This is a genomic window from Fulvivirga marina (genome assembly GCF_016775155.1).
In the GTDB taxonomy this organism is placed as follows: domain Bacteria; phylum Bacteroidota; class Bacteroidia; order Cytophagales; family Cyclobacteriaceae; genus Fulvivirga; species Fulvivirga marina.
Genome location: NZ_JAEUGD010000067.1, coordinates 1 through 24,636, shown reverse-complemented (window position 1 = coordinate 24,636; position 24,636 = coordinate 1). Strand labels below are relative to the sequence as shown.

Annotated in this window: 10 protein-coding genes; all 10 read left to right on the top strand. The window is 43.0% G+C overall.

Annotated elements, in window-relative coordinates:
* The first annotated feature begins 62 nt into the window (after nucleotides 1-62).
* Entirely contained in the window at nucleotides 63-13,871 is a 13,809-nt protein-coding gene (locus JMN32_RS24810; RefSeq protein ID WP_202859109.1) for an SDR family NAD(P)-dependent oxidoreductase, read from the top strand.
* A gap of 191 nt (nucleotides 13,872-14,062) precedes the next feature.
* A complete protein-coding gene (locus JMN32_RS24805) occupies nucleotides 14,063-14,884 on the top strand; it encodes a C-GCAxxG-C-C family protein (RefSeq protein WP_202859108.1) in 822 nt (273 codons plus the stop codon).
* Nucleotides 14,885-14,917: 33 nt separating this feature from the next.
* Nucleotides 14,918-16,081 carry a cysteine desulfurase family protein gene (locus JMN32_RS24800; protein ID WP_202859107.1) on the top strand — a complete coding sequence of 388 codons (1,164 nt, stop codon included), beginning with the start codon at nucleotides 14,918-14,920 and terminating at the stop codon, nucleotides 16,079-16,081.
* 24 nt (nucleotides 16,082-16,105) lie between these two features.
* The gene (locus tag JMN32_RS24795; protein ID WP_202859106.1) at nucleotides 16,106-16,759 is read left to right on the top strand and encodes a class I SAM-dependent methyltransferase; all 654 of its coding nucleotides are present in this window, start codon (nucleotides 16,106-16,108) and stop codon (nucleotides 16,757-16,759) included.
* Between the two features lie 78 nt (nucleotides 16,760-16,837).
* A complete protein-coding gene (locus JMN32_RS24790) occupies nucleotides 16,838-18,841 on the top strand; it encodes an aminotransferase class V-fold PLP-dependent enzyme (RefSeq protein ID WP_202859105.1) in 2,004 nt (667 codons plus the stop codon).
* A gap of 202 nt (nucleotides 18,842-19,043) precedes the next feature.
* Nucleotides 19,044-20,303: a hydroxymethylglutaryl-CoA synthase family protein gene (locus JMN32_RS24785; protein ID WP_202859104.1), complete on the top strand. Its 1,260-nt coding sequence runs from the start codon at nucleotides 19,044-19,046 to the stop codon at nucleotides 20,301-20,303.
* Complete coding sequence (locus tag JMN32_RS24780) at nucleotides 20,291-21,082, top strand: enoyl-CoA hydratase/isomerase (protein WP_202859103.1); 792 nt, start codon at nucleotides 20,291-20,293, stop codon at nucleotides 21,080-21,082. The genes JMN32_RS24785 and JMN32_RS24780 overlap by 13 nt, the downstream gene beginning before the upstream one ends.
* Before the next feature lie 196 nt (nucleotides 21,083-21,278).
* A complete protein-coding gene (locus tag JMN32_RS24775; protein ID WP_202859102.1) occupies nucleotides 21,279-22,691 on the top strand; it encodes a DUF1302 family protein in 1,413 nt (470 codons plus the stop codon).
* A 311-nt stretch (nucleotides 22,692-23,002) separates the two neighbouring features.
* Nucleotides 23,003-23,962, top strand: coding sequence for an acyltransferase domain-containing protein (locus JMN32_RS24770; protein WP_202859101.1), 960 nt, complete (start codon nucleotides 23,003-23,005; stop codon nucleotides 23,960-23,962).
* A gap of 76 nt (nucleotides 23,963-24,038) precedes the next feature.
* The coding region (gene fabD / locus JMN32_RS24765) for an ACP S-malonyltransferase (protein WP_202857442.1) at nucleotides 24,039-24,636 on the top strand (598 nt) is incomplete at its 3' end.

The following is a 24,636-nucleotide window of genomic DNA, read 5'->3' as shown; positions in this document are numbered from 1 at the left end:
TAAATCGATACCCGTATTTCAGCATTAACTAACCAACAACAACCTCAATAGATAGTACTGTAATGATTGATTTCATAGAATATGTAGTTTTAGAACTGAAGAGTAAGAGACTATCAAAAGCAAATGCTCTGGATCTGATAAGGCAATTTAGCCATCGTTCAGGAACCAGTGGCAAGCCGGCAGTAATACATCCTTTATTACATACCAATACATCTGATTTAAGCCAGCAAAGCTTTAGTTCTACTTTTAGTGGTGATGAATTTTTTCTGAAAGACCATGAAGTCAAAGGTCAGAAGGTATTGCCAGGAGTGGCTTACCTTGAAATGGCCAGGACTGCTTTCAAGAATGCCATGCCTGCACAGCAGGGTTCGGTCATAGAGCTACGTAATGTTATTTGGGCCCAACCTATCATAGTTAAAGATGCAAAGGAAGTTACTATCGCTTTGTTTGCAGATGAGAAAGAAATAGATAACGGCCAGATACAATATGAAGTTTACAGTACTGAGGTTGTTGAAGATGGGGACATCAGTGAAACGATCCATTGCCAGGGGCAGGCAGTTTTAGTTAACAAACCAGCAGCTGTAAAGCTTGACGTTGATAAGCTCAAGGCACAAATGCAGTCGGGAAAACTGGAGTCAGGGCCTGTTTATACAGCATACTCCAAGTTAGGGCTAAATTATGGCCCCACCCATCAGGCTATAAAAACGATCTATCAGGGAAGTGGACAATTGCTCGTACAATTGAATCTACCGGGCCTGAACAGTTCAGGTACTGAAGATTTTGTTTTGCATCCAGGCATGATGGACAGTGCCTTACAGGCTGCTATTGGCTTGTTTGGAGCTCTGGATCAAATACCTGATCAGCCATCTCTACCTTTTGCCCTGGAGTCTTTGAAGATCTTTGAGGCTTGCAAGTCAGAAATGTTTGCCTGGGTGAGGTATGCAGAAGGCAATAAGTCCAATGATAAAGTGATAAAACTGGATATAGACCTTTGTCATAAAGACGGTACTGTAGCGGTTCAAATGAGAGGGTTTTCATCCCGCATACTTCATACAGACATAGCTGTAGCCGGAGAACCCAGAAAAGGAAAAGGCTCTATCTTGGCTGCCCCTGCCTGGCATACCACCGAGGTTGATGCATCCCAAGCTGCTAGTGTAAATTACTCGCAGCGATATGTACTCATGTGTGAGGTGCCTGAGGTAACAGAAAAACAACTTGAGGGTATACTTACTCAAAGCCGTGTTATTCACCTGGAGACAAAGCAGACAAAAAATATAGCTGAGCGGTTCAACGAATATGCGCGAGCCTGTTTTGAACAGGTAAAGGCAATATTGGCGGATAAACCCAGTGAGAAAGTACTTATTCAGGTAGTCACCACCAGCGATCAGGAAAAAGCCGTTTTTACTGCTTTATCCGGTATATTGAAGACAGCAACGTTGGAAAACCCCCTATTGACCGGTCAGGTTATTCTTACAGATCCTAAGGTGAAGGCAGAAGAGTTGGCGGCACAATTGAAGGAAAGCTATGACAGACCGCAGGATGCTATCGTAAAATATGAGCAGCAGATCCGTAAGGTACTTGGCTGGGAGGAAATAGCCCACAATTCATCCAGAATTGCCTTTAAGGATAATGGCGTGTACCTGATTACCGCAGGCTTAGGCGGTTTGGGTAAAGTATTTGCCAGAGAGATCCTGCAACAAACAAAAAATGCCAGAATTATATTAACAGGCAGATCCGAACTAACCGCGGAAAGGCAAGCGCAAATTAACGAATTGGGAGCGGAAGAAGGTCAGCTTACCTATCAGCAGTTGGACGTTACCAACCTAAAGGAGGTAAAGCAGACTATTACTGCTATAAAGAAAGCACATAAACAGCTTCATGGTATCATACATAGTGCTGGGATGCTTGCCGATAACTTTATTCTGAAGAAAACTGCTGAAGAGTTCAATGAGGTACTTGCTCCCAAAGTTACAGGTACCTATAATCTGGATGAGGCTACTAAAGACGTGGATCTTGACTTCCTGGTTTTATTCTCTTCTATTTCATCCATGACTGGCAATAGCGGTCAGGCTGATTATGCTACCGCCAATGGCTTTATGGATCAGTTTGCTGTTTACCGTAATCAACTGGTAGATGCCGGAGAGCGATTAGGCAGAACAGTATCTATCAACTGGCCTTTATGGCAAGATGGAGGAATGAAGATCGATGCTTCAAAAGAGGAAATTCTTCGTCAGAGCACGGGCATGAGTCCTATGCGTACAGAGACAGGCCTGAGCACATTCTATAGAAGCCTGGAACTCTCTCAAGGACAATTGCTCGTGATGGAGGGTGATCTGCAGCAGTTGCACCAGGCACTTTTTGCCGAAAAGATCATAGAATCATCGCCTGCCAGCCATGCGGATACCGAAGAGCAGGAGCCTGTTGTTGAAATGGATGCAGGAAGTCTGGAAGAGAAAACCCAGGATTACATCAAAAAGCAGCTTTCGGAGTTGTTTAAGCTCCCTGCACATAAAATTGATCCACATGCTCCTTTGGAGAAATATGGGATCGACTCTATTTTGGCCATGAACCTGACCAATCAACTGGAAAAAACTTTTGGTTCACTGCCCAAAACACTCTTTTTTGAATATCAGACTATACGTGAACTTACAGATTACTTTATAAGATCACATTCGGCCAAGCTGGCTTCACTTTTTATTTCAACGAAAAGTAGTGAAGCAAAAGTGGTTGAGAAACCCAAAGAAAGTCCTGTTAAAACTCAGGCTAAACCATTACAGTCCAGATCGATTAGACGCCAGCGCCATATTGAGGTAGGTGCGGATACTGCACGAAAAGTGGATACCGATCCGATTGCCATTATCGGTTTGAGCGGTCGTTATCCAGAATCTGCCAACATTGAGGCATACTGGAATAACTTGCGCGATGGAAAGGACTGTATCATAGAAGTACCTAAGGACCGGTGGGACTGGCGCGAATATTACAGCGAGGACCGAAGCAAAGGAGGCCATCACTATAGCAAATGGGGTGGTTTTATCGAGGGCGTTGACGAGTTTGATCCTTTGTTTTTCAACATATCACCTCTTGAAGCAGAAATACTTGATCCTCAGGAAAGGCTGTTTTTGCAACATGCCTGGATGGCTATGGAAGATGCGGGGTATACCAAAGCCAGTCTTCAGATACCCCACAATCTTGGAATGGCAGGACAGGTTGGCGTTTATGCTGGCGTCATGTATAGCGAATACCAGCTCTTCGGTATTGAAGCGAGTAAGAGTGGAAAAAGAATGGGTGTTCCAGGTAGCTATGCCAGTATCGCCAACAGAGTATCTTATGTATTGAATCTACACGGCCCAAGTATGACGGTTGACTCTATGTGCTCCTCGTCATTAACTGCTATCCACCTGGCTTGTCAGGATTTGAAAGAGGGAAGAACCAGCCTGGGTATTGCCGGTGGTGTTAACGTAAGTATACACCCTAATAAATACCTGGTGATCAGTGCGGGACAGTACATTTCCAGCGATGGTCATTGCCAGAGCTTTGGAGAAGGAGGTGAAGGCTATATCCCTGGTGAAGGTGTGGGTATAGTGGTCTTGAAAAGACTGTCAGAAGCTGTTCGTGATGGAGATCACATCTATGGTGTGATTAAAGGCAGTGCCTTAAACCATGGGGGTAAGACCAATGGATATAGTGTACCTAACCCACAGGCGCAGGCTAACCTCATCAGTCATGTACTGGAAACTACCAATACAGACCCTCGTCATATCAGCTATATTGAAGCTCACGGTACAGGTACCAAACTGGGAGACCCTATTGAGATCGCAGCATTAAGCCAGGCGTTCCAGCGCAAAACATCGGATGTAGGATTTTGTCAGTTAGGCTCGGCCAAATCCAATATAGGGCATTGCGAATCTGCTGCAGGCATTGCTGGCCTGACTAAGGTATTGCTACAGCTTAAGCATAAGCGCATAGTTCCTTCTTTGCATTCAAAGAAATTAAATCCTAATATAGATTTTGATAAGACACCGTTTATTGTCAATCAAACACTGAAACCTTGGGAGCAACCTGTAATTGATGGTGTTAGTGTACCTCGTTTAGCAGGCCTGTCATCTTTTGGTGCTGGTGGTGCCAATGCTCATATTATTATTGAGGAATATGTTGCTCCGGCTGAAGAAAATCAGGCTGTTGCACTTACCAGCCCGGATTTAAAAGTGATCATTCCTTTATCAGCGAGAACACCTGAACAGCTTAGACAAAAAGCGCTCGATCTTTATGATTTCCTTCAGAATGCCAGAACCAAAGAGCAGGAAGAGGAAGTAGGAGCGATTGACCTTGCTTCAATGGCCTATACGCTACAGGTGGGAAGAGAAGCCATGGATGTTCGTCTAGGCTTTATGGTGAGTACTGTTGATGAACTAATCGAAAAACTTCAGGCTTATCTTGACGGTGAAGAGGATATAGAAGATGCTTATCAGGGACGAACGGATCAGGATAGTGATACCCTGTCTTTGTTCAACGCAGACAGTGATTTTGAGCAAACTGTAGACAAGTGGATTTCACGAAGGAAGCTATCCAAACTTCTGGATCTGTGGGCTAAAGGTCTGAACCTGGACTGGGCCAAGTTCTATGGAGAAAATAAACCTAAACGTATCAGTCTTCCGGCATATCCTTTTGCCAAAGACAGGTATTGGATTGATACAAAAATCAACGGGCAGGGTGCCATCAACGGAAAGACTACTTCAGCACTTCACCCTTTGCTACATAGCAACACGTCAGATTTTAGCAGACAGAGCTATAGCTCTACTTTCAGTGGTACAGAATTCTTCCTGTCAGACCATCAGGTAAAAATCAGCGATGAACATTCGGCCAAGGTTTTGCCTGCAGTGGCCTACCTTGAAATGGCTCGTGTAGCAGTGGAAAGAGCTGCCGGTGTAGAGCCGGGTTATGGAATGTTGGAACTGCACAATACAGCCTGGGCTCAGCCATTGGTGGTAGAACAGCATAAGCAGGTGGATATAGCCCTTTTCGTAAAAGGGGGCGACCAGATTAACTATGAAATTTCCAGCTGGGACAGCGATCAGGATGTTGTCCATTGCCAGGGAGTAGCCAGTTTTACCAGTCATAAAACCGTACAAAAACTGGATACAGTAGAGCTCAAAGGGCAAATGGGTAGAGGCAAAATAGATGCCGAGAGCCTGTATCCATTATTTAATTCTATGGGTCTAATCTATGGACCTGCATACCAAGGGATCAAAGCGCTCTATCAGGGAGAAAGACAGTTGCTGGCAGAGTTAAAGTTGCCCAAAGCTGTGGCGTCAGATCAACATGATTACATGCTGCATCCAAGCCTGATGGATAGTGCGTTGCAATCGGCTTTTGGCTTGTTAGAAGACCTTAAAGATCTTCCTTCACAGCCCTCTGTCCCTTTTGCTTTAGATACCATTCGCATCATTTCCCCGGCAACCGAAAATATGTTTGCATGGGTTCGTTACGCTAAAGGAAGCGAGCCTACAGATGCCATAACAAGACTGGATATTGATCTGTGTGATCAGGAAGGTAATGTATGTGTTCAAATGAGAGGACTGTCTTCCAGACAGCTTAGCGTTGATGTCCAGAGCAAAGGTATAGGTACACTAATGGCTAAGCCTACATGGGCACCATTTGAAAGGGTAGCGGAAACGGTAGAACCCAAATTTGAGCAAAAACATATCATACTTTGTGAGCTATCAGGTGTAAAAGCAACAGAGCTTAAATCCAGGATGGATAACAGCAATTGTTTGCAGCTCGTTGCCCCTAAAGGAAATATAGCAGAACGCTACAACGAGTATGTCGTGGCTTGCTTCGAGTATATACAAAAGATTATTAAGGATAAACCTGAAGGAAGAGTACTGGTTCAGGTTGTTGTGCCTAACCATAAGGAACAGGCACTTTTTGCCGGACTGTCAGGATTGCTCAAAACTGCCACTCAGGAAAATCCTAAACTCATAGGTCAGGTCATACTTACTGAGTCTGGTATCCATGAAGAAGCTCTAGCGGGCCAGTTGCAAAAAGCGCAACAAAGGCCGGAAGAGTCTTTCATTAAATATGAAGCAGAGGCTGCTCATGTTTTACAATGGGATGAAATATTGGGAAGCGAAACAGACCCTAAAACAGTACTTAAAGACAACGGTGTATATTTAATCACCGGAGGTTTGGGGGCTCTGGGAATTTTGTTTGCCGGAGAGATTTTGCAGCACACCCAGGGAGCTAAGGTAATACTCACCGGGCGTTCTGAGTTAACTAAAGAAAAACAGGCCGTATTAACTGAATTGTCTGCAAATGCCAGTCAGGTGATATATAAGCAACTTGATATCAATAACCTGGATCAAGTGAAGGCACTTATAGCTGAAATCAAAAAGAAAAACAAGCAGCTCAATGGAATCATCCATAGTGCAGGAATGATTTCAGATAGCTTTATCCTGAAGAAAACCAAAGAGGAGGTTAACAAGGTACTGGCGCCTAAAGTGACTGGTACGTTTAACCTTGACGAGGCCAGCAAAGACATTGAGCTTGATTTTATGGTGCTTTTCTCCTCATTATCCGGCGCTATGGGTAATGTGGGGCAGGCAGACTATGCTGCGGCTAACGCATTTATGGATCAGTTTGCTTTTTACCGTAACCAGCTGGCAGATCAAAAAGCAAGACATGGGCAAACACTTTCTATCAACTGGCCGTTGTGGAAAGACGGTCATTTGAGTATTGACCAGAAAAATATAGAAATGCTGGAACAGGCTACTGGCATTCAGCCTTTGCAGGCTTCGTCAGGTATAAGGGCATTTTATGGTAGCCTGGCATCGTCGTGTGGCCAAATGTTGGTGATGGAAGGTGATCTGAAGAAGATGCGTAACATCCTCCATCCTGATCAAGCCAGTCATGTAGAGGCCACACCAGAACCAAGTGCCATCAGTGCCGAGTCTGCACCGGTTGCCCAGGCAGATGCAAACAGTCTACTGGACAAAACAGTAGCTTATTTGCGCAAGGAATTTGCCGGAGTTCTTAAACTTCCGGCCAACGAACTTGATCCTAAAGCACCTTTGGAGAATTACGGTATTGATTCCATACTGGCCATGAAATTGACCAGTATGCTTGAAGAAACCTTCGGTTCTCTTTCTAAAACACTATTTTTCGAATATCAGACTATAAAAAGCCTGGCCGGTTTCCTTGCCAAATCCTATCCGCAGATCATTTTGGAGAAGGTCGGAGGTAACACACCAGCACCTGCTCCGGAGACAACACCTCAGGCTACAGCTAAGAAGCAACCGGTGATATCCACCCTCCGTTCAGGTAACCGTTTCTATAGCAATGAAACCCAAGCTCAGAGAAGGGAAGTTGCCATTGTTGGTTTGAGTGGTAAGTACCCTCTGTCGGAAAACATAGAAGAGTTTTGGGAAAATCTTAAAAAAGGAAAAGACTGTATTACTGAAATTCCAGAGGATCGTTGGGATACCAAACGCTTTTTTGATCCTAAGCGTAACCAGGCAGGAAAAAGCTATAGCAAATGGGGAGGATTTATTTCCGATGTAGATAAATTCGATCCTTTGTTTTTTAACATATCTCCTAAAGAGGCAGAGTTGATAGATCCGCAGGAACGTCTTTTTATAGAGGCAGCCTGGCAGACTATTGAAGATGCCGGATACAGTAAAGAAGGCATTTCGGCTATGGGCCGAGTTGGAGTTTACGTTGGCGTGATGTATGGTCAATACCAGCTTTACGGAGCAGAGGCCATGTTGGCAGGTAATGCTGTTGTGCCGGGTTCGTCCTATGCTTCAATAGCGAATAGGGTGTCCTATTTCTTAGACTTACATGGACCCAGCATTGCCATGGATACCATGTGTTCTTCGTCTCTTACAGCCATACACCAGGCCTGCGAAGAAATAAGGAAAGGTGATATAGAGGCTGCTATTGCCGGTGGGGTCAATGTGTCGATACACCCTCACAAGTATCTGATCCTTAGTCAAGGCAATTTTGCTGCCAGCGATGGACGATGCAGAAGTTTTGGTGATGGTGGCGATGGGTATGTAGCCGGTGAAGGTGTAGGTGCCGTACTACTTAAATCTCTGGACAAAGCCATAGAAGATGGTGATCATATCTACGGAGTTATTAAGTCTAGCGTGATCAATCATGGCGGAAAAACCAACGGTTACTCTGTACCTAACCCTAACGCGCAGGGTGATTTGATCATCGAGTCGCTGAAAAAGGCTAAAATTGATCCTTCTACCTTAAGCTACATTGAGACTCACGGTACAGGTACGGCTTTGGGTGACCCTATTGAAATTACAGGGTTGAACAAAGCTTTCGGAGATACTAACGAGAAAAAACAATTTTGCCCGATAGGTTCCGTGAAGTCAAATATTGGACACTTGGAATCAGCTGCAGGAATTGCAGCAGTGACCAAAGTGTTGCTCCAGTTAAAACATCAACAACTAGTACCCTCATTGCATGCAGAAACATTGAATCCGAACATCAATTTCAGTGATTCGCCATTCTACGTGCAGCGGGAGTTGACTGATTGGACCAGCAATGATGGCTATCCTAGAAGAGCCGGAATCAGCTCTTTTGGAGCAGGAGGTTCTAATACTCACCTCATTATAGAAGAGTACAATGACTTAAGTCTACAGGATAGAGAGACGCCCCAAAGCTTACCTCAGGCCTTTGTTCTTTCATCGAAGGATCAAAATGGACTTTTGAAATATGCTGAAAAAATGCTGACCTTCCTGGGTAATAATAAAGGCACGTCGCTGACCGATATTGTTTATACCTCCCAAGTAGGAAGAACTCCAATGAATGAACGTCTGGTAATAGTAGCCAGCAGTACTCAGGAGCTTGAAGAAAAACTAGGACGATGGCTAGCCGGACAGCAGGAGAAAGATTCCAAAAAATCAGCAAGTGAGCTGGAAGGAATTTATCATGGCAATATTAAAAAAGCGTCATCTGATGCGAGCGCTTTGTTGGAAGGAGAAGAAGGCAGGGCCTACCTAAAAGTGATTATGGAGGCCAGAAACCTAGAAAAACTGGCTAAGCTTTGGATTTCAGGTGGAGAAATAGATTGGTCTTTGCTTTATCAGCATACTCAGCCCAAGCGGGTTTCACTTCCTACGTATCCGTTTGCCAAAGAGCGATATTGGATCAAGACCCCGCCATTTTCCCTGTCTACTGACCAATTCATCGTACAGGAGATCAACACGGATGACCAGCCTGAAGAAGAGAAAAAGAGGAAGCTCCACTATCAACCTCAATGGGTGGAGCTTAATCTGAGTCCGACAGAAGAAGAAACTCCCGAGAGTGGCTCTGTTTTGGTATTGGATACTACGGATGAGCTATACCAAGCCATGAAAAATGGACAGAAACAGTCTAGCCCTCTGATTTTAGTAAAGCCAGGAAACAACTATCAGGAAATAGAGTCAACGGTATTTACCCTTGATCCGCAGAATGAAGCACACTTTGGCCAATTGGTAGAAACTCTTGCTTCGAGAAGCCAACTTCCTTACCGAATTGTTCACCAAGCTTTGGCGCTTGAGAATTCTGATAAAGCAGATGACATAACAAAACAGCTCAATTCTGGCGTTTTTGCCTTATTTAATTTGTGTAAGGCACTGATGGCACAAAAGCATCAGGTACCTCTTAAGATTTTATCTGTCTTCAATAATGCAGGCATCTCTGCGGCTCTGAATGCTGCACTGGGAGGCTTTTTCAAAACGTTAGCTTTGGAGAACCCTCACTACCATGGTAAAATTGTGGAGGTTCAGCAAGGTGATGAAGGCAGGGTGACAACAGAAGAAAAAGTTCGAATCGTTTCTGATGAATTTAACGATGGAAACTGGAAGAAAAATGAAATTCGCTACAAATACAGAGACGAAAAACAAGCCTATACCAGATTCGTCAGAGAATTGACGCAGTTTGTTCGTGTGGAACGCAGCCAGGACAGGTTGCCGCTTAAGCAGAATGGCGTTTATATTGTATCCGGTGGGTTAGGAGGATTAGGTCTCGTTTTCAGCGAGTATCTGGTTAAAAATTACCAGTGTAATCTGGTTGTTTTCGGACGCTCTGAGCTTAAAGCAGCGCAAGAGAAAAAACTTGATCGACTCAAGGCGTATGGTACAGAAATACTTTATCTACAGGCAGATGCTTCCAGTCTTGAAGATATGGAGTCTGTAGTGAAATCTGCAAAAGCGCGCTTTTCACAAGTTAATGGAGTGATCCATAGTGCAGGGGTTAATATAGATTCATTTATTCTCAGGAAATCAAGAGAAGAGATGGATAAAGTGTTGGCACCTAAAATTTACGGAACCATTAACCTTGATCTTGCTACAAGAGATGAAGATCTGGACATATTTGTCCTATTCTCTTCAATTGCTGGAGTAATGGGTAATGTTGGACAGTGCGATTATGCCTATGGTAACCACTTCCTGGATTCATTTGCAGAAAACAGAGAAACCCTGGTAAGGGAGCAAAAGCGCAAAGGTAAAACCTTATCCATCAACTGGACTTACTGGGAAGAAGGTGGAATGCACATCTCTGACGAGGAGGTTGCTATGATTGAAAAACAGGCAGGTCTTAGTCCTTTACCTGTCAATCAGGGTGTCCAATACTTCGAAGAGTTCTTGATCTCTGATCTGTCGCAGGGTGTTCCGCTTTATGGTTTATCCTCGAGGATCAAGCCATATATGGGACAGGGAACCGTAGAGGTTGAGAAGAGTAAGCCTGCCCAGGCCAGAACCATAGATCCACAAATGCTTCTCGAGCTGACAGAAGGTTATCTGAAGGCTCTGATTGGTGAAGAAATCAAGCTTGATCCTGAGCGCATTGATCCAGTGGAGCGTTTTGAAACTTTCGGTATCGATTCTATTGTTATCAGCAAACTCAATGCTAACCTGGAGAGAGATCTTGGGGCTCTGCCTAAAACTTTGTTCTACGAATATTCAACGATAGAAGAACTGGCAGCCTATATGGTGGCGGAGGAAAGAGAGGCCCTGATCAGCTTCCTGAATTTAGAGCAAGAGGTAGATGAAGAGGATGTTCAGGAGACCATCAGATACGAAGAAAAAGTACAGGTAGTAGAGCATCGTCAGGTAGAGATCAGAGAGACTGTATCATCTACAGATAAATATGAAGATACTGAACCGATTGCCATTATTGGAGTGCATGGAAGCTATCCGCAATCGGAAGACCTAAATAAATACTGGGAAAACCTTAAGAATGGTAAAGACCTGACTGAGGTGGTGCCTGCTACCAGGTGGGACAGTGAAGCTTATTATCATGAAGATCCTGAAAAGGCTAAGGAGGGTAAAATTTACTGTAAATGGGGAGGTTTTATTAATGATGTAGATAAATTCGATCCTGAGTTTTTTAATATTACTCCGGATGAAGCCAAAATAATAGATCCTCAGGAAAGGCTATTCCTACAATCAGTCTGGTCATCCATAGAAGATGCCGGGTATACCAAAGACAGCCTTAAAAAGCGACACCCTAAAGCCAAAAGCGCCAATGTGGGGGTTTTTGTGGGGGTTACTACCAATACTTATAACCTATTAGCATCAGAAGAATGGAGCAAGGGAAATACTACGCCAAGTGCGCACCCTTGGTCTATTGCGAACCGCGTATCCTATTTGTTTGACTTCAATGGACCAAGCATGCCCGTAGATACTGCATGTTCATCATCTTCTGTGGCCATACATCTGGCATGCGAGAGTCTAAGGAAACAAGAGTGTCAGGTGGCCGTAGCAGGAGGTGTGAATTTATACTTGCACCCATCAAAGTATCACTCATTCTGTAAAAATCGTATGATCTCCCGTACTGGAAAGTGCTTTAGCTATGGTGCAGGTGATGATGGTTTTGTGCCAGGCGAAGGAGTTGGATCGGTGTTGCTGAAGCCACTTAGCAAAGCCATTGCAGACAATGATCAGATCTACGCAGTAGTAACGGGAAGTGCCTATGACCATAGTGGAAGGTCTAATGGATATTCTGCTCCTAATCCGAATGCTCAGGCTAATTTGATCGAGCACACGCTTCGCAAAGCTAATGTTAATCCTGAAACCATTAGTTATATAGAAGGGCATGGCACTGGAACTCAGCTGGGTGACAGCCTTGAGATCGTAGCCATGACCAACGCATTCCAAAAGCAGACGAAGAAAAAACAATTTGCTCCTGTCGGATCTGTTAAGGCCAATATAGGCCATCCTGAGTCAGCTGCTGGCATAGCAGGTGTAGCCAAAGTGCTCTTGCAAATGAAGCATCAACAGCTAGTACCGACCATTAATTCCGATGAGGTGAATCCGAATATCGAGTTCAAAGAGTCGCCTTTCTACCTACAGCATCAACTTACTCCGTGGAATCCTGCTCCCGGCTATCCGCGAAGAGCGCTCATCAATTCGTTTGGTGCTGGAGGGGTGAATGCATGTCTGATATTGGAGGAATATAAAAAACCGAAATCCATGGAGAAACATCAAGATAAAGGACCTCACCTGTTTGCATTATCTGCAAAGAATGAAGAAAGACTCAATGAATATGTTGACAGACTTCTCACCTTTGCAGGAAATGAAAAACATGTAAGCTTGGCCGATCTGTCGTTTACCTTGCAAATTGGTCGTGAGGCAATGCCTGAGCGACTGGCTATTGTAGCATCAGACAGAACAGAGCTCCTTGATCGATTAAAAGACTGGAAGCAGCGGAAGGACTCAGAGTATATCTATCAGGGAAAAACGGATCCTCGTCAGGGAAGGAGAAGAGCTCCTGACAGAACTGAAGAGCTTCAAAACCTTTTCAAAACAGGAGAGCTGGGGCAACTGGCTCAATTGTGGGTAACTGGCGTTGAAGTAGACTGGGAAGCGTTGTATGCTCTGGATAAGCCAGGCAAAATTTCGGTGCCAACCTATCCGTTTGCTAAAGAAAGATACTGGGTGACGGATCAAATGGAGAAGAAAGCAGCTCCAGAGCCTGCGAATGCTCAGTTGCATCCTTTGGTTTCATATAACTCATCTACTTTGAGGGAAATTAGCTTTAGCTCCATGCTGTTGGATAGCGCCTTCTATGCTGTAGACCACCAGGTTAATGGAGAAAAACTCTTCCCCGGTTCAGGGTTTATAGAGATTGCAAACATATGCGGTAACCTGGCAGGAGAGCAAAAAGTAAGCAAGATCAGGGATATCGTTTGGGCGCATCCGTTAAGTTTCAAAACAGGCTCTCAGTTTGTTCAAACATCGTTAAAGCCTAATGGAAGTGGTATTGAATATAGAATTACTTCTCTTGATGATGAGAATGAAAAAATAATGCATTCGGAAGGTCAGTTGTTCTTCCAAAATAGTATGAGTCCTTCGTTACATACTGAGAATATTTCGGTGCAGGCGCTGAAGGCTCAATGTCCAGCCCCTCAGAATGGCTCTGATTATTATGATATATTTAAGCAGGTAGGCTTTGATTATGGCCTGGCATTCAGGACTATGCATGAGTTTTATGTCAATGAATCTTTTGCATTGTCTAAACTAAAATTGGCAGATCATTTGAAAGCTGATTTTGATCGTTTTATATTACACCCTTGTATTGTTGATGGAGCCTTACAAACTGTAGCAGGATTGATCGGTCAGATGGAGTCAGCAGTTCCACATGTGCCGTTCGCAATTGACGAAATAGAAATATTCCGTCCGTTGTCACATACCTGTTATGCTTATGTAGAAAAGGTGGAGGCTGAGGGTAGATCTCAGGCTGATATTAAAAAGTTCAATATCAAAATCATCAATGAAGGAGGAGACGTTTTAGCGAGTATTAAAAACTTCTATGTAAGGGCATTTGGCAAGGTTAGCGCTGTGCAGGGTGACCAGTATATGGAGGCTGATGTTATATAAACGGAGAATATGATAAAATACTTAAAAATGATAACATAAATTAAAATTTATGGCAGTGTAGGCATGGCCCATAATAGTGCCCGCACTGTCGTATGATATATTCTTTCAAAAACACGATTCAGTCCTTTCGCGAAGTAGAAGTGGGGGTCGTGGGTCTATACTTAATTAAATACACACTAAAAATTTCAACTATGAAAGCTTATAAAGATGGTCTCAAAGTATTATCCAGAGGAACTTGCGGTACGGCGTTCTGTTCGTTACTGAACGAAGAGTATGGTGTGCCTAATGAAGTGGCTGAGGTAGCTGCATCACCTTTTGCAGGAGGTCTGTTGAACAGAGGATATCAATGCGGGCTTATTGGAGGTGCTGTACTGGCTGCCGGGGCAGAATCATACCGTAGAAATGAAGATACGGGCACTGCTGTAGCCATGGCCATAACTGCCACCCAACATTTGATGCAGTCCTTTACCAAAAGGACCAATACCATAAGTTGTCGTGATATTACTGATATGGATCTGTCTGGTAAGCTGGCTCCACTCAAAGTATTGTTTACAGGCAAAGCCTTTACTTGTATGAAACTTGCCGGGAAATGGGCGCCTGAAGCTATCAAGTCGGCAGATGAAGGGTTGTCTGATGATACGGTTAAGTTCTGCCCAGGATCAGTGAGCTGTGCATCTGAAGTAGTTAGAAAAATGGGGGGGACCGAAGAAGAGATGCTTATGGTGGCCGGATATGCAGGGGGACTTGGACTCAGTGGAAAGGAATGTGGAGCGCTAAGTGCTGCCATCTGGTATAAAATGGTTGACTGGCTCAAGAAAAATCCTGGTAAATCTGCTTCGTCATTTGACGCTCAGGAGCAAAAGAAAATGCTGAGGGCGTTTTATGTTCAGACCGACTCCGAAGTAATGTGCAGCAAGATCACTGGCAAAGAATTTAAAGATATAGATGATCACTCCGATTATATTAAGAATGGTGGTTGCAAGAAGATCATCGATGCACTTGCCGCACTATAATTCATATTAGTTTTTTATTAAAGTATGATTGCTATGATAAAACAGTTATTGAGTAAACGAAATGTTTATTTCGATCACAACGCAACAACCCATATTGCAGCTCCTGTAAGATCTGTAATGAATCGGGTGTTGAAATCTTATTGGGGCAACCCTTCATCGGGGTATGCCAAGGGGAAAATGTCGGCACAGATCATTGAAAAAGCCCGTGAGCAGGTAGCGGCGGCTATTGGAGCCCATTCGCACGAGGTTTATTTTGCCAGCTGTGCTACCGAATCTAATAATGCTATACTGAAAACAGTGAGTAATCATTTCTCCCCGGAGAAAAACAAGGTTATTTCCACACCTATTGAGCATCCCTCAGTAATGAATACCCTGGAGTATATGAAAACTCAGGGTATTGATGTTCAATATTGCCCGGTAGACAAATCAGGCCGTGTAGTGCTTGAAGAAATGGAGGCTATGATCGATGATAAGACCTCTCTGGTTTGTTGCATGCTTGCTAATAACGAAATAGGCACGATCCAGGATGTGAAAAAGATAGCTGCGATGGCTAGAGCCAAAGGAGCATTGGTCTTTTCTGACTGTGTTCAGGCATTGGGTAAAATCCCCATCGATGTAAAAGATCTGGATGTTGACTACGCAACATTTTCAGCGCATAAACTTTACGGCCCTAAAGGTATTGGTGCCTGGTATGCCAGAATTAGTTGTCCCTTAGAGCCTTACATTCATGGTGGACACCAGGAAGAAGGAATGAGGGCAGGCACTGAGTCTATTCATAATATAGCGGGTTTTGGAGAAGCTTGTAAACATGTAAATAAGCTTGTAACATTTTCCAGGCAAAATGAGTCTCTTAAGCACACGTTTATTAAAGAGTTGAAAGGAATAAAAAACGATATCATCATTAACTCCCCCGAGGAGCACTGTCTGACAAACACCATTAATCTTACTTTTCCAGGTATAGGTAGTGGAGAAATGATGAAAATGCTTGATTACCATGGTATTGCAGTTTCTGCTGGTTCAGCGTGTAGCACATCATCAAACAAACCCTCGCATGTACTAAAAGCTATAGGGCTGACAGATGAAGCTGCACAGGAATCTATCAGGATAAGCTTTGGATCAACTACGAAATCAAAGCACATTAAGTACACACTAAAGGTGATTAAACAGTATATTGAGGAAGAAAAAAATAAAAATTAATTAAATTAAGCTCAGGTCGCGATCATGAAAAACCAACCCTATACATCAAAAGAGACAATGGACAAATCGGAAAAATTTTGGGACAAGAGTGCAAACGGGTATGACAAGGAGGAAATGAAGGACAAAGCGGGCCGCATGAAGATCCTTGACAGCACAAAAAAGTATCTCCAAAAAAAGGATGATGTATTAGATTTTGGTTGTGCTACTGGAATACTAGCCAATGAAATCGCTCGCGATGTGCATACCGTTCATGGTATGGATATATCTTCTGAAATGGTTAGAATTGCCCAAAACAAGGCCAATGAGCTTAACTTGAAAAATGTAAAATATACCCACGGAACGCTGTTTGATGACTGTTATAAGCCTGGTACATTCGATACCATACTGGCAGTTTATATGCTACATTTGATGGAAGATATGCCTAAGGTGTTGAACAGAATACATTCATTGTTGAAGCCTGGAGGGCTGTTCATTTCCGTTACGCCTTGTCTGGGAAGGAAAACATTTGTAGGTATAGCATTATCACTTGTCAGTAAAATCGGGTTGATTCCCAACCTTAAAACATATAATGTAAATGAAGTTGAAGACGCAATAGTAAATGCCGGCTTCAGCCTTGTAGAAAGTGAATGTTTGAATAAGGCAGGGAAGCAGTATTTCATTGTTGGTAAAAAAGATTGAAAAGCCTCCGGGGCCGGAGGTTGAATTAAGTATAGAACAGACCAAAATCAACTAATAATTAAAACGAAAGAGATTCATATGAAAACAACTAAGCAAACAGAGTATGCATCGTCTGATGTCGCCCAGACTCAGGATACAGAAAATGGCATACAGAAAAATAATGGAGCGGAAAGAGCATTTACAGAGCTTGAACGTAGTGTGTATGCAGCTTTGGAGACTTATGCTAACGTGCATAGAGGAAGTGGACACAACTCTTTGGTTTCTTCGCAATTATATGAGCACGCGAGAGGCGTGGTATTGGAATACATGGGGCTAAACAAAGACAAGTATATCGTTATTTTTAGCTCACCTAAAAGAACCAGCGAGCTGATCTCTCTGCTCAAGCCGGGAAGTTATCAAAGTATTACCAGTCGTGAAGTAGGCCTGCCATTAGGTATCACTGCCATTGCAGTGGAGAAAAAGGCATTGCCTAAAGGTTCTCCGACAGAGTGTGGAGGAGGTACTGCGAGACTGGTCGCCGCTGGCTGGATCATCTGGAACACTGGTCCTGATAAATTTGAGGCAGGTACTCCTCCTATTGTTAATGTGATCGCATTCGGTAAGGCATTGCTGTTGTTAAAGCGATATGGAAAAGATATCTTTAAGAAACTTCCAAACAATGATTTGGGTATCACTGAGTTGCTTTACAAAGATGATATGGAACAGTACTCCGGCGTTGAGCTAATGGAGCATCTGAGGAAAACCCTGATAGGTCGCGGTTTTATAGTACCAACACTGGAGGGTGAAAAACCATTTGTTAACCTGGATAATAGCGCTAGTACGCCTACTTTCCAGCCTATATGGAATACTTTCCGCCAGTCGCTAAGGCTACCTGAGCGAAGAAAGCAAGACGTGGTCAATGAAGTGAAGGCAGTTTGTAGTGAATTACTAGGAGCTCCCCTTGAAAAATATGATATCATATTTACCAAAAATACAACTGAGTCAATTAACCTCGTATCTGAGAGTCTGGGGCGTTCAACTGACAAGGATACGGAGCCGGCAGTACTTATCTCATTGCTTGAGCACTCATCTAATGACCTTCCATGGCGTATGGCTTCTAAGAAGTCACTCGTAAGGCTTCCTGTTGATTCCGAAGGTTTTGTAAACCTTGTTGAGCTGGAAAATAGCTTGAGAGAATACAACCAGGACCATAAACATGGAAAGAAGCGAATAAAGATAGTTGCTTTAAGTGGTGCTTCCAACGTTTTGGGAACTTGTAACGACATCGAGAAAATAAGCCCTATAGTACATAAATATGGAGCAAAGCTTCTTGTCGATGGAGCCCAGGTAGTAGCACACAAAAAGGTGGAAATGGAGAAAGATGAGATCGACTTTTTGGCTTTCTCAGCACATAAGGTATACGCGCCCTTCGGTACAGGAGTACTGATCGCAAGAAAAGGGTTGCTTAACCATAAGGCTGATGAGTTAAAGCAGATCCAGTCTTCAGGTGAAGAAAATATTGGTGGTGTAGCAGCACTAGGCAAGGCACTTGTGCTTTTACGTCGTATTGGTATGGATGTGGTACATGAAGAAGAGCAGGCACTGACCAGACTTGCGCTGGAAGGCTTGTCTAAAGTACCCCACCTCAAAATATTTGGTATAAAAGATCCAAATTCAAGCCAATTTGATAAAAAAATTGGTGTTATTGTATTCGAAACTAAGGACATCTTGCACAACAAGCTGGCTGAAGAAATGTTCCAGAAGGGAGGCATAGGAGTTCGGTATGGTTGCCACTGCTCTCACTTGCTGATCAAGCACTTGCTTGACATCAACCCGGTATTGGAGCAAGTTCAGCGTGTTGTGCTTACGGTGTCTCCAAAAACTCAGCTTCCTGGCGTTGTGCGAGTGAGCTTAGGTGTAGAGAATACTAAAGAGGATATCGATGTTTTGGTCGATGTACTCAACAGACTGACCAGTCAGGCTAAGGTAAAACCTAACGGTGATGAGAAAAAAGCAATAGCCGAAGCCGAGACTGAATTCCAGAAAGAACTGGAAGAGTTTTCGCAGACAGCAGTCCACCGAGTCTACGCTTACGCCGAGTAGTCGAGGTGTAATTGCTCTGTAGGTAAATGTTCATGACTCACAGCTTTTAGGTCCACTCAGGTGGACCTGACTTAAACTGTGGTTGCATGAACTTTGCCGTTTTATCGCCGGCCGGATTTTTTAGAGGTCTGACCGGTATACTTTAAAGGTTAGTAACCACTAAGTAGAATTCATCTTTAACCATTTAACTATTTAAAAAATAATGCGTGTAGCAGGAATTGAAGCAATGAATGTTTTTGCAGGCACTACCTATTTGAATGTAGAGAAGCTTGCCGAACATCGTAACCTGGATACTTCCAGGTTTAAAAACCTCCTGATGAAGGAGAAAACAGTAGCCTTACCTTATGAGGATCCGGTTACTTTTGGTGTGAATGCAGCCAAACCACTTATTGATGCCCTTAGCCCGGAAGAGAAGGATCGTATAGAGTTGGTAATTTCATGTACCGAATCGTCTTTTGATTTTGGTAAATCAATGAGTACTTACTTTCACGAAATATTAGGGTTGAACCGTAACTGTCGTTTATTTGAGCTGAAAAATGCTTGTTATTCCGGAGTTGCCGGTTTTCAAATGGCAATCAATTTTATTCTTTCTCAAACTTCTCCGGGAGCAAAAGCCCTGGTAATAGCCACGGACGTATCACGCTTCATGATTGAAGAGGGTGGAGATGCCCTTACCATGGAGTGGTCATTTGCTGAGCCTAGTGGAGGTGCCGGAGCTGTAGCTATGTTGGTTAGTGAAACACCACATATATTCCAGGTAGATATTGGAGCCAATGGCTATTATGGCTATCAGGTTATGGATACTTGTAGACCTACTTCTGATGGAGAGGCAGGAGACTCTGATCTTTCATTGCTGTCATACCTTGATTGTTGTGAAAATGCATTTTATGAATATCAGAAAAGGGTGCCTGAGGCAGATTATGCCAAAACATTTAGCTATCTGGCCTTTCATACTCCTTTTGGAGGTATGGTGAAAGGAGCACACCGTAACCTGATGCGAAAAGCCGCTAAGGCTAAACCAAAAGATATTGAAGCAGACTTTGAGAATCGTGTAGTTCCAGGCCTGGTTTACTGCCAGCGTATTGGTAACATTATGGGAGCTACTGCCATGATGTCACTAGCCAGTACTATCGAGAATGGTAATTTCACGGCACCACAAAGAATCGGATGTTTTTCTTATGGATCAGGATGTTGTTCAGAGTTTTTTAGTGGAGTAGTGAGCGAAGAGAGCCAGAAAGCTATGAAAAAGTTCAAGATCAAAGAGCAGTTTGATAAAAGATATGAACTGACTATGGAAGAATACGAGAACCTGCTTGTAGGCAGTAATGCTGTGAAATTTGGTACTCGAAATGTTACTCTGGATAGTAGTTTTATTCCTCAGTCCAGAAAAGCTATGGGCAAAGAGACACTGTTTTTAAAGGGGATCAAGGAATTCAAAAGAGAATACGAATGGGTGTCTTAAGCAATACGGCAACATACGAAACTATCAAAGTCAGGTTTGAGGATGATATCTGCTTTATTCAGATAGACCGTCCAGATGCCAATAATGCAATTAATGACAGCTTGGTTGAGGAGTTTTCGAACGTACTTAATCAGTGCGAAGACACCGCCAAGATAGTGGTGGTAGAAGGCTCTCCCGAAGTATTTTGCTTTGGGGCAGACTTCAAAGGTATTCAGGAAAGCCTCGAAAATGGGGGGCAGCATCAGGAACAGAATCCTGAGCCGATGTACGACTTGTGGATGAAGCTGGCCTCAGGTCCGTACGTTTCGATTGCCCACGTCAGAGGGAAGGCCAACGCCGGAGGTATCGGTTTTGTGGCAGCCTGCGATATTGTGCTTTGTGAAGAAAGGGCGGTATTTAGCCTGTCGGAGTTGCTTTTCGGCCTGATGCCAGCTTGCGTATTACCATTTTTGATTCGAAAGATGGGGTTTTCAAAAGCACATTACATGACTCTGATGACCCAGCCTATATCAGCAAAGCAGGCATACGACTGGGGCTTGGTAGATGCATACGAAGATAAAAGTGAAAACCTGTTGAGAAAGCATTTATTGCGATTAAGGTTACTATCTAAAGATGGTGTGGCCCGCTATAAAAGTTATATGAACAGGCTCAATGATTTTCCTGAGACTTCCAAAGCCCATGCACTTGCAGCTAATATTGAAGTGTTCTCAGACCAAAACAATTTGGACAAGATTGCAAGGTTTGTGAAAACCGGGCAATTCCCTTGGGAAGGAGGATGATAGATATATCCGAATGTCGGATAAAGTTGGCTATAAATTACCCTTTGGGACCGGGTTTGGCCGATGCTGTTAAAGCTGTCAAAAGCCAAACCCAAATAGCCTGTTTCAATTAGTAGATTGAAAAGACAAACAGGCTCTGTAGAGGGTAATAAACACACATACAAATCATAGTTTAATTTTATTTATAGAGGAAAGCATGAAGAGCTCCTTCAGTATTGTCAATACACTATTTGGTATCATTACCTTACTTATTATTGCTTCGCCTGTTTATGGACAGATGCCGGTCGAAAGTGATACTTTAGATTATGAAGATTTTGATACGTCAGAACTTGAGTTTTCCGTAAGTGAAGATCCGATTTTTGGTGGTTCTCCCGATGAGTTGGTTGTCGAGGAAAAAGAATCATTTTTTAATTCATACATATTTGACCCCATGCGTTTTGGGCTGAAATATGAAATGGCTTACAAGGTCACAAAACCTGACAGGGTAATGAACAACAGGCTTTCGTACAGACTGGAGTATTCAAGGTCATTTTTCGATCATTTCTCGCTACAGGTTGATACCAAAATATTCACGTTCCTGAAGGACGACCACAGGGCCAGGGATATAGAATACTGGATCAATGATGATGCAAATGAAGCAGAGTTTTCCTTTGGAGGAAGAACAAGAGAAGCTTTTGTTCAGGCTAGTTTTGGTAAAACCAGTATTAGGGCGGGTATCCAGACCTTAGTTTGGGGAGAGTCCGACTTTGCCATAGTTACCAATGAAGTGAGTCGTCTGGATTATCGGGAACCCCTGAGTTTGAGTATCGACGAACTAAGGATAGGTCAGCCTATTGTCACTGTTGATCATTACTCACAATCGGGAGACTGGAGTGCATTCTTTACTCCGGATCCGAAATTTAATGAACATCCCAAAGAGGGTACAGGGTATTATTATGAGCCTTTTAATGGTACCGTTACATATCAAGCAGAGCCAGACGATGAAAGCCATTTTGAATATGGTCTAAGGTGGAAGAAAACTTTTGGAAAAAGTGATGTTAGCATTATGGCAGCCAGTCTGATTAACAATGAATATGCCTTGCGTATGGCTAACCCCGAACTTATAACTAGAAAGAAGCACCGTTTCCATATGGCCGGAGTTACATTCAACCGTGCTATAAGCAATGTACTCCTGAAAGGAGAAGTTGCCGTTAAGGCGCCGAAAGCATATAATGATGCCTCTTTTCAGATCGTAGAGAAAAATGCACTTGACGCATCCCTCGGAGTTGATTATTATATGAACAATAGTTTTACAGTGAGCGTGGAAGCTGTAAACTACCATATCATGGACTGGAGCGAAAGAATACAGGGACAACCCAGAAATAACTACATGTTACTGGTGGCATTGAGCAAAGAATTAATGAAAGAGGATCTTTCTATAAATTTAGCATCCATGTACAATGGACCTTATACTACTTTTTTTAATATATTGTCGACGTCTTACAACTGGAATGATCGCACTACATTGTATTTTGATATGTTAATGCCTTTTACCGATGACCCTAGCAGTGGGCTGTATATTTATCGTACTCAAAAACAGGCAGTACTTAAGATCCAATATCAGTTTTAATGTACCTGTGAGTGGCGTTGCATGATTTTTTTTAGTATTATGCCAAATGAAAGTTATTTACACTATTAACACATTTTAGGTAGTTAGCAACTTTGAATTTATTTAGAGTTATTAAGGAAGGAGTTAACATCATTTGACGACAGTTAGACTTTCTTTTTGTGGAAGAATCTATGAATATAGCATACTTTCCAGTAGAATTTCTTGTGGAGGACTCCGTGTCTTTCTAAGGTCGGAAATGAATGGCGGCCGGAAAATATAAAAGCTCGCAGAAGATTATAGCTTTCCGCGGCAAATTTAAGAATCAGCATTAGATGAAGAAGAAGATCATATTTATGTATTCGGGACAAGGGTCCCAGTACTACCAAATGGGAAAAGAGCTTTATGAAAATCATCAACAATTCAAGTTTTGGATGGATAAGTGTGATGAAATTGTTCAGCCGATCATTAATGCATCTTTAATTGAAATACTATATCGGGGAAAAGGTAAGGGCGAACCTTTCGATAATGTGCTTCATACCAAACCAGCATTGTTATGTATTCAATATAGCCTGACCAAAGTTCTGAAAGATATGGGCATTCAGCCTGATTTTCTGATGGGCTACAGTGTAGGGGAGTTGGTGGCAGCAGTAGTTTCAGAAGCCATATCATTAGAAGATGGCATTCGTCTGGCCGTTGATATTGCCAGGCTTACCGATGAAAAGACGCAACCTGCAGCTATGCTGGCGGTGATGGGGTCCAAGTCGCTGATGACTGACTTTCCAGACCTTTTTCACGACAGTTGGCTGACAGCCGAAAATTTTGATGAAAACTTTGTGGTTAGCGGATTGCCGCAAGCTATACAGCACCTTCACGAAGGCTTGAATAAAAAGACTATAATGTCTCAAATATTGCCAGTAAAATATGGTTTTCACACGGAACTCATTGATCCTATTGAAGAGGAATGCAAGCAACTTGTAAGGGATACCCCGGTATCAACAACTAAAACACCCATGATTTCTTCATTAAATGAAGGGATTGTTCAGAAGTTGGATGGGGACTATCTATGGAAAGCCATCAGGTATCCTGTCAATTTTCAGCAAACTATAAGGAGGATACTAGATACTGGAGATTACATTTTTATAGATGTAGGACCAAGCGGTACACTAGCTACTTTTGTGAAGTACATTCTGATTCCGGGTTCAGACTCTGCTACTTTACAAGTGCTCAACCAATTTGGAAGAGACCTTATCAATATTGACAGGTTAAAGGCCAATTTGCAGAGCAACGTTTGATAAATCGTATATATTCCGGCGGCTCCGACCGGATAACCATTAATATTACCAATACCCAATTAAAAATAATAAAGAAATGAAGAAAACGTATGTATTTCCCGGTCAAGGGTCACAAAGAAAAGGCATGGGAGGAGACCTTTTCGATGAGTTTCCCGAGATCACCAAGAAAGCAGATAAGATACTGGGTTACTCAATCAAAGAACTATGTTTGAATGACCCCGACCAGCAATTAAACCAAACCCAATACACCCAACCCGCATTATATGTGGTTAATGCCCTGTCATATGAGAAGAAGCTCAAAGACGGGGAGAAGAAACCCGATTTTTTGGCCGGCCATAGCTTGGGCGAATATAACGCACTGCTAGCAGCAGGCGTATTTAGCTTCGAAAATGGACTTAAGCTGGTAAAGAAGCGAGGCGAGCTGATGAGCCAGGCCAAAAATGGTGGTATGGCGGCAATTTTAAATTCTTCTGAGGAACAGATTCAAGAGATATTAAAAGAAGCCAAACTGACGGGCATTGATATAGCGAATCTAAATGCTCCGACCCAGATTGTGGTATCTGGTTTGCGGGATGATATTAACCAGGCACAGCCATATTTTGAGAAAGCCAATGTCATGTTCATTCCGCTGAATACGAGTGGAGCTTTTCACTCACGCTATATGAAAGAGGCTG

Bases quoted from the DNA above. Each gene is read 5' to 3' on its own strand.
- JMN32_RS24775 (WP_202859102.1), top strand. From the start codon at position 21,279: ATGAAGAGCTCCTTCAGTATTGTCAATACACTATTTGGTATCATTACC.
- JMN32_RS24805 (WP_202859108.1), top strand. From the start codon at position 14,063: ATGAAAGCTTATAAAGATGGTCTCAAAGTATTATCCAGAGGAACTTGC.
- JMN32_RS24810 (WP_202859109.1), top strand. From the start codon at position 63: ATGATTGATTTCATAGAATATGTAGTTTTAGAACTGAAGAGTAAGAGA.
- JMN32_RS24780 (WP_202859103.1), top strand. From the start codon at position 20,291: ATGGGTGTCTTAAGCAATACGGCAACATACGAAACTATCAAAGTCAGG.
- JMN32_RS24800 (WP_202859107.1), top strand. From the start codon at position 14,918: ATGATAAAACAGTTATTGAGTAAACGAAATGTTTATTTCGATCACAAC.
- JMN32_RS24770 (WP_202859101.1), top strand. From the start codon at position 23,003: ATGAAGAAGAAGATCATATTTATGTATTCGGGACAAGGGTCCCAGTAC.
- JMN32_RS24785 (WP_202859104.1), top strand. From the start codon at position 19,044: ATGCGTGTAGCAGGAATTGAAGCAATGAATGTTTTTGCAGGCACTACC.
- JMN32_RS24795 (WP_202859106.1), top strand. From the start codon at position 16,106: ATGAAAAACCAACCCTATACATCAAAAGAGACAATGGACAAATCGGAA.
- JMN32_RS24790 (WP_202859105.1), top strand. From the start codon at position 16,838: ATGAAAACAACTAAGCAAACAGAGTATGCATCGTCTGATGTCGCCCAG.